Here is a 7,650-nt window from a genome sequence, read left to right as displayed (position 1 = left end):
GCGTCGGCCTGCTGGTGGGCGGGGGCCCGCACCTGATCGCGCCCGCCCTCCTGCTCAGCCTGGCAGCGGGCTGGCTGGGGGGCGTGTTCAGTGCCGGCACCGCCTGGATGGCGGCGCGCTGGGGTCGCTGGCTCGCCCGGCCGGCCGGGACAGGGGGATCGGCCCTGGCCAGACCCCTGATGGGGGCCTTGGTCGCCGCCCTGGTGATCAGCCTGGCGGCCGTCGCCAGCGATGGTTGGAGCCTCAACGATGGCCAGCTGCTGATCCTGCGCATGGCCTACGGCGAGGATCGCCCCGGCCTGGAGATCCTCCCCTGGCGACTGCTGGCCTCGGTGCTGAGCATCGCCATCGGTGCCCCTGGCGGCGTGATGCACGACGCGATGTCCCTGGGAGCGCTGCTGGCTGGACCCCTGATCGGCGACCTGCCCCCCCTGGAGCGGCAGTTGCTGGTGTGGACCGGGGCGACGGCCCTGTTCAGCGGAGCCTGCCGCACGCCCCTGTTCTGCGCGCTGTTCGTGATGCAGATCGCCGGATCGATGGCACTGCTGCCCTGGTTGTTGCTGGTGGCCGCACTGGCGGCACCGGTCGGGCGCTGGGCAGGGAAGGACACATGGAACGACGTGCAACTGGAACGCTGGCTTGAGATTCACGGAGTCCGCGGAACGGCAGAGATGAAAGCAGGATGAGGATTGCAGCCCCTTGATTCCGATAGGCGCCACTCCTGAACTCGAACCTGGGAAGACAAACGGGACGGGCCAGCAGGAAGACGCTAAAGTCGGTGTTCAGGCCTCTGATCCACAAGCTGTGCCGCACGCAGATCCACAGACGGATCAACAAACTGCTGTCGCGTCCTGATGCGTTTCCCCTTCGTCCAGCCATGCATCAAAGAGGGATCCATTGAAACCGCCTGAAACCCCTGAGGACGAACAGCTCCGCCTGGCGAAGCTTCGATCCCTTTGCCTACTCGACACACGACAGGACTCCCGATTCGACCGGCTCACCCGGCTGGCCCAGAAGATCTTCAAGTCTTCGATCGCGATGGTCAACCTGGTCGACGAGCATCGTCAGTGGTCAAAATCCTCCGCAGGTCTGGACGGTTCGGAAGCCTCCAGAAGCATTTCCTTCTGCGGGCATGCCATTCTCGGTTCCGATGTGTTCATCGTTTCCGACGCCCTGAAGGATGAACGTTTTCACGACAATCCTCTGGTCCTTGGCGAGCCCCACATCCGCTTCTACGCCGGATGCCCACTGACGGTTGATCATCGCAAGATTGGTACGCTCTGCATCGTCGATCAGGCACCACGAAGCCTCGACGAAGAGCAGATCGAGATCCTCAGAGATCTCGCCAAGGTTGTGGAACAGGAGGTGGCCTCCACGCTTCTTGCCACCAGGGATGGGCTCACGGGCCTGGAGAACCGGCGCGGATTCCTCGCCCTCGCCCAGCAGACCCTGCAGCTCTGCACGCGTCAGGCCATACCTGTCTCACTTCTCTACCTCGATCTGGACGATTTCAAGCAAATCAATCAGCTCCAGGGGCATCAAGCCGGCGACGACGTCCTGATCCACCTGGCCGAGCGGATCATGGATGTCTGCCGCGACTCCGATGTGGTAGCCAGGCTTGGTGGGGATGAGTTTGTGGTCCTGCTGATCAACGCCACCCGAGAGCAGGCCGAGAATGTTGTCCACCGCATCAAAAAGGCCCTCTCACAGGACGACAGACTGTCGAACAACGGTGAAGCCATTTCCTTCTCCTTCGGCATCACGGCCTATCAGCCGGAGCGGCATGAAACGATTGTCGAGTTGCTGGCCGATGGCGAAGCCCTGATGGCGGAGATCAAGAAGTTGAAGTCCTTTCACCAGGATGGTGGTGCAACGCCCCAGCCCGCAGCGGCAGAAACCGACCGCGCCCTGGCCGGTGCCCCAAGCAAGCAGGAGCACAACGTCTGACCGAGCCCTGAGCGAGGCAGCGACAGCATCGCCTGCCGTCGTCAGTACGGCCATCATGGTTGGGGATTCCAGCCGTTCTGGCCAGCCGCCTCCAGGATTCTCCTGAGCGTCTGATCGAGCTGTTGGAGTTTCACGGGCTTGGCCAGATACGCGCTGGCACCGGCAGCCAGGCACTTCTCGCGATCACCTTTCATCGCCAGCGCCGTGAGCACGATGATGGGAATGGCCGCCAGCTCTGGTCTGTCACTGGTGCGGACCATGCGCAGGACACCAAAGCCGTCCACCATCGGCATCGACATATCCAGGATCAACAGATGGGGAACTTGGTCGTGCAGAAAATCGATCGCCTCCTGGCCATTGACCACTTCGCGCACCTGGTATCCCTTGGCAGTGAGATAGCGTGAATAGATCATCCGGTTGACCCGGCTGTCCTCCGCCAACAGGATCAATGGCCGATCAAGTCGATCACCTGAGTCGACCTCGGCAGGGTCATCCTGCCCCGTTTCAACATCAGATCCTTCCATCACCCTCTCGGCAACGAGTGTGACGGGAACATGGATATCGAAGTGAGTGCCCTGCCCCAGGCTCGATTGCACCCCGATGTCACCACCATGGGCCAGGAGAATTCGCTTCACGATCGAGAGACCCAGGCCTGAGCCTGTGAACTGGCGATTCAGGCCACTCTCGATTTGCACGAATGGTTGGAAGATCTTGTCCTGATCCTCAGGGTCGATGCCGATGCCTGAATCGATGACACAGAGCTCAAGCGTGGCCTGGTCCGATGCCGCCTGTGGAGAACGGACCAGCCTGACCTCCAGGCGCACGGTTCCCTTCTCTGGAGTGAACTTGACGGCATTGCTCAGGAGGTTGATGAGAACCTGTCGGAGCAGCCGCTCATCCAGCAGGACAACAGGCAGATCGGATTCAATCTCCGATGACAGCAGGATCGACTTGGCCTCCGCCATTCTCTGAATCGTGGCGATGCATGAGTGGCAGAGTAGAGTGATCGAGGCAGGATGGAGATGGACTTCAAGCTTACCGGCTTCGATTTTCGTGATGTCAAGAATATCGTTGATCAACTCCAGCAGATGATTGCCACTGCGATCGATCTCTTCCAATGCCTTGCGTTGAATCGTGGAGACCTCACCGTAGATATTGTCTTGTAGCGATTCCGCCATGCCGAGGATTCCGTTCAGCGGGGTTCGCAGTTCATGGCTCATGTTGGCCAGAAACTCATCCTTCAAGCGCGTGGACCGAGCCAGCTGATCATTGATTGAGGCCAGCTCCTCATTCACTGTGATCAGGCGTTCTTCAGCAAGCTTCTTCTCCTGCAGTTCGTCTTCCAACTTGGTGAACAGATCAGCCTGCTGGATGGCGATACTGAGCTGGCTCGCGACATGGTTCACGACCTGAACATCTTCCTCAGTCCAGTGACGAGGGCGTTTGGAGTGATGCATACAGAGCAGCCCCCATAGGCGGGAACCACAGATCAGCGGAACCACCAGATTGGATTGAATCTTCAAACCAACAAGCAGCTCTCGATAGCAGGGCTCCAAGTCAGCTGTCGCCACGTCGTCAATGACCTGGCATCCGCCCTTGAGATAACGAGCAACCAAAGCATCATCGAAACATGTATCCTCAATGGAAACGGATATCAACGGTTCCGTATCAGGTTGGACAGCCTCGGCAATGAAGGAACCCCGATGGCACTGCAACTCTTGATCAAATTGGTAGATGGCCACACGGTCTACGGCGAGATAAGGAAGCATTTCATTGACCGCCACCTGGAAGATACGCTTGAGCTCAAGGAACGTCAGAATCCGCTCCGTGATCTCACGCAGGATCAGTTCTCGTTGCACCTGCCGTTGCAAGCGGACCGCATTCTGTTGCATTTTCTCCGCCATCTGATCAAACGCCACGGATATTCCTGCCAGTTCATCAGAACCACCCAATCCACTCCGCACCGCCAGGTCTCCTTCTCCCAGAGCATGACTGACATCAATGAGCTTCCTGATCCGGCGTGTAAGGGCGTACTGAAAAAAGAGCCATACGCAGATTCCAAGGACAACCAGGAGAACGTTGAAGGCCAGCGTTCGTCTTAATGCTTCTCGGAAGGCACTATCTTTTACTTCTCTCAGACTATAATCAACGTAGAAGACTCCAATGCGAGATGGCTTCAGCTCATCGGGCAGGGGTTTGAGCAGAATGGGATAAACGGCTGACAGATGCAAGCGATCCCTTGAGAGCAGAACCGTTCCCCGGAGCGTACGACGTGTGTTGGAAAAAATGGACGCCAAGGGCGCAGCATTCGTCACCCCCAGGGGTTGGCCCACCAGGCTGTAGTCACTGGCGCGAAGAACAATGTTCTTGTCATTGAAAAGGATCACGCTCCGATAGCCCGGATTGGTTCCCAGCTGGCTGATCAAAGCAAGGACTTGATCACCTTCATCATCCGTTCGATAAAGATAGTCAACCATCCGCGCCGCCTGGGAGACCGAAGACTTCAGATAGGCGGCGGCACTTTGCTCAGATCGACGATTCAGATCCTGTACTTCCAGGGCAAGCTTGATCGCACCCAAAGAAAATCCACTGGCGACGATCAGCGCCGGAATTGTGAAGCGTAGGGGTGGGGGGAATTTCGTCATGACGCCATCGAGCACCTAGCGTTCAGCCCATACGCGTTCGACAAACTGTGGGTCCAGAAGAGTGGCCGGGTCGATCGTCTTCGTGATCAGCCCACTCTCATGCATCACCCGGATCAGGTTTGTCATGGAGACCACAAGGGATGGATCCCGCTGACTCAGCAAAGCCACATTCTCCTCAAGCGACGGCTGCTGCAATAGGCGGAAGGACTCCAGCATCTCCTCCGGTTTCACCTGGGTACGCCTGGCCATGCGCCGCGTCGCATCGGCGGGATTGCTTTGGAAATAATCCAGAGCCTTGAATCTTGCCGCTACCAGGGCCTGTAGATTTTCGCCATTGTCGGCGATCGCCCTGGTGCTGGCGGCAAGGGTATCCACAATTTCGCCCGGGATCAGGCTGCTGTCGAACAATGGGATGGCTCCCGCCTTGAGCAGATTGGTACGCGCCGGACCGAAGGTCACCACCGCATCGACCTTACCGGCCCTGTAGGCGGCTTCGTGATCACTCAGCTCCAGCGACACCGCCTTGACGTCCTGGGGGGACAGACCATTGAGCTCCAGGGCCCTGCCGAGGAAAATGGCCCCCAGGGCGGTGGCCTCCACGCCAATGCGCTTTCCCTTCAGGTCCTGCATCGTGGCCAAACCGGGCCTGGCGAGGATGACATCACCACCGTTGGAGTAGTCCATGATGGCAATGATCCTGATGTCACCCTGGGTGGCGGCCAAGGTGATCACCTGGTCAATCGACAGGCCGGCTCCGTCGATCTCATTGTTGCGGTAGGCCCTGACTTCCTCGGTCCCGGAAGGGAAATCAATCAGCCTGATCGGCTTGTCCTTCAGTTCTCCCAGATCTCTCGCCAGATAGAGGGTTTCGTAACCCGTCCAGAGGTTCGCGCCGATTCTCAGGGGCGCTGATGACGGCCCGAAACAACTCGTCAGGGTGACCATCAAGGCCAAAGCGACCATGCCGAGCAGGAACCACCCCGGCCGTCTCCGCGTTCTCAGCATCCTCGGCGTTCTCGGCGTCTTCTGGTCCAACACGGAGCCGGCAGGCACGGCTCCCATTGTCGTCCAGACAGGAAACCACGCTTCAGGAATTGAGGAAAATGTTGATCTAAGCCGACGTTTTACGAACAGGAGATCATCACTGGTCGGCTGAAATACCCAGGCAAAAGATCATTCGGGCCGTGAAGCATACCAGCGCTCGACCCTGTAACCCAGGATCACCAGCAGCACCACCAGCCAGAACCACAGTTCCGGTGGGTTGGCATTGCACAGCACCACGAGCAGCACCACCTCACTGACCAGCCAGGGAAACTCCTGGCGCAGCAGGGGATTGCGGATCTGCCACCAGCGCCGATCAGCCATGGTGATCCTCACTCATGGCGGAGACCCACTTTGACGCAGGGACGGACGGTCCCAGAGCCGATCGATGCGCAGGCTGCGGTAGCCGCCGGTGAGGGAACGCAGGCCCGGAATCACGTAGGTGATCGGGGTGCGCCACTCCACATAGGCATGGGCGGCGATCGTCAGGCCCTCCCGCACAGGGAACACCCCGCTGCCGCCCGAGAGGGTCCAGCGGTAGCCATCCCGGCTGGTGGGGTCCCGCTCCAGGGCGATCTCCGTGCGCATCACCGGTCCGTGCTTGAGCAGGTCCCGGGCCAGCTGGGGGTTGCCGATGGTGGTGGAGATGTCCTCCTCCGTGGCCGGCAGGGCCAGCACCTGGACCACCTTGCCGACGATGCCGCCGAAGCGGCCCCGCTGGTCCCAGAGGGGCACCACCTCCACCGGCAGGCCGGCCGGCAGGCGGCGGGCATCGGCCGGGGCGAAGTAGGCCACGGCCTGCAGCCGCGGCCCCCCGGCAGCACCGCCACCGGCCCGGCCCAGGGTGCCGAGGCGCTGGCCGGTGGCGACCGTCTGGCCCTGGATCACCTGCAGATCCAGCACCGTGCCGTCCCGGTCGGCCAGCACCTGGCCGTCGAAGGCCAGACGGGCCTCGGTGACCCGGATCTGACGGCGCATGTCGTCGATCTGGTAACGACGCCGCAGGGCCTGGGTCTGGATGTCCAGCCGGACCTGCTCGTAGCGGGTGAGCAGTTCCTTCTCCTGGATCCTGACCGCATCGAGACTGACGCTGGTGCTGGTCAGGCCCTGCTCGGCCGCCACCACCTCGGCCGCCAGGGGCGCCACCACCTCCCGCCGGCTCAACCAGCGCAGGTTGCGCACCTTCTCCGCGTAGACGGCCGCCAGCTCCTCGAAGCGACGCCGGTCCTGGGCCAGCTTGGCCAGGGCGGTGTCGACGCTGAGGCGCTCGCTGGAGAGCCGCAGGGCATCGCGCCGGTCGAGGTCGCGGTTATCGCGCTCCAGCTGGGCGAGGTTGCCGCGCTGCTGCTGCAGCTGGCGGTCGAGCACCGGCAGGTACAGCTCCATCAGCACCTGCCCCTTGCGCACCTGCTGCCCCACGGCCACCCGCAGGCGCCGCACCTGGCCGCCGGCACGGGCATCGAGCAGGCCGGCGGTGTCGGGATAGATCAGCACCCCCTGCCCCATCACCTCCGTGGGCACGGGCCAGAACAGCACCCAGAGCCCGAGGGCCCCGCCCATCGCCACCAGGCACGCCCCCACCTGGCTCCGGTCGCTGAGGCCACTCCAACGGCGGCGCAGGGCCGCCACCGGCCGGCGAGGCTGGGCTGCACCGGTCGGGGGAGCGGAGGTGGCCATCGCCGCCAGCATGCTGGATGGAAGGCCGCCTGTCAGCCCGGCAGGACGCCGAATCCGGCCAGAACCCCCGGATCGGCCGCCCCGGCGATCACATCGGCCAGCAGGGGCGCAAGCACCGGCACCTGGGCGAAGGCACCGCCGAAGCCACTGAAGACCCACAAGCCCGCCGCGCCGCCCAGGGGCCCCACCAGGGGAAGCCCGCCGCTGCAGAAGGCCACCGGCACCTGGCGGTAGGGGCCCGGCAGGGCAGCCAGCAGCGGATCCAGCCCGGCCAGAGCGTCACGCAGGCGGCGTTCCATCACGGCCGCCGCGGGCGGCTCGCCGCTGTCCAGGCCCGGCC

6 protein-coding genes and 1 pseudogene are annotated in these 7,650 nt (G+C 62.0%); 2 read left to right on the top strand and 5 right to left on the bottom strand.

Annotation, left to right across the window (positions count from 1 at the left end; translation table 11 throughout):
• Together VB737_RS13060 and VB737_RS13055 are read left to right on the top strand one after the other, a co-directional pair.
• A partial coding sequence (locus VB737_RS13060) for a chloride channel protein (RefSeq protein WP_500313574.1) occupies positions 1-686 on the top strand: 686 nt, incomplete at its 5' end.
• A 211-nt stretch (positions 687-897) separates the two neighbouring features.
• The gene (locus tag VB737_RS13055) at positions 898-1,947 is read left to right on the top strand and encodes a GGDEF domain-containing protein (RefSeq protein ID WP_500313572.1); all 1,050 of its coding nucleotides are present in this window, start codon (positions 898-900) and stop codon (positions 1,945-1,947) included.
• A gap of 53 nt (positions 1,948-2,000) precedes the next feature.
• Here the strand turns inward: VB737_RS13055 and VB737_RS13050 are convergent, their stop codons facing one another.
• The 5 genes and pseudogenes from VB737_RS13050 to VB737_RS13030 all read right to left on the bottom strand — a co-directional run.
• On the bottom strand, positions 2,001-4,607 hold the full coding sequence (locus VB737_RS13050; protein ID WP_500313570.1) for an ATP-binding protein: 2,607 nt from the start codon (positions 4,605-4,607) through the stop codon (positions 2,001-2,003).
• Positions 4,608-5,537 (bottom strand): ABC transporter substrate-binding protein, encoded by a 930-nt coding sequence (locus tag VB737_RS13045; RefSeq protein WP_500313568.1) that lies wholly within the window; start codon positions 5,535-5,537, stop codon positions 4,608-4,610.
• Between the two features lie 228 nt (positions 5,538-5,765).
• A complete protein-coding gene (locus VB737_RS13040; RefSeq protein ID WP_254948988.1) occupies positions 5,766-5,957 on the bottom strand; it encodes a hypothetical protein in 192 nt (63 codons plus the stop codon).
• A 12-nt stretch (positions 5,958-5,969) separates the two neighbouring features.
• Entirely contained in the window at positions 5,970-7,310 is a 1,341-nt protein-coding gene (locus VB737_RS13035) for an NHLP bacteriocin system secretion protein (RefSeq protein ID WP_500313566.1), read from the bottom strand.
• A gap of 32 nt (positions 7,311-7,342) precedes the next feature.
• Positions 7,343-7,650: pseudogene (locus tag VB737_RS13030) on the bottom strand (hypothetical protein); the annotation flags it as partial.

The organism is Synechococcus sp. BA-120 BA3, assembly GCF_034931285.1.
In the GTDB taxonomy this organism is placed as follows: Bacteria; Cyanobacteriota; Cyanobacteriia; order PCC-6307; family Cyanobiaceae; genus Cyanobium.
This window is presented reverse-complemented; position numbering and strand designations above follow the sequence as displayed.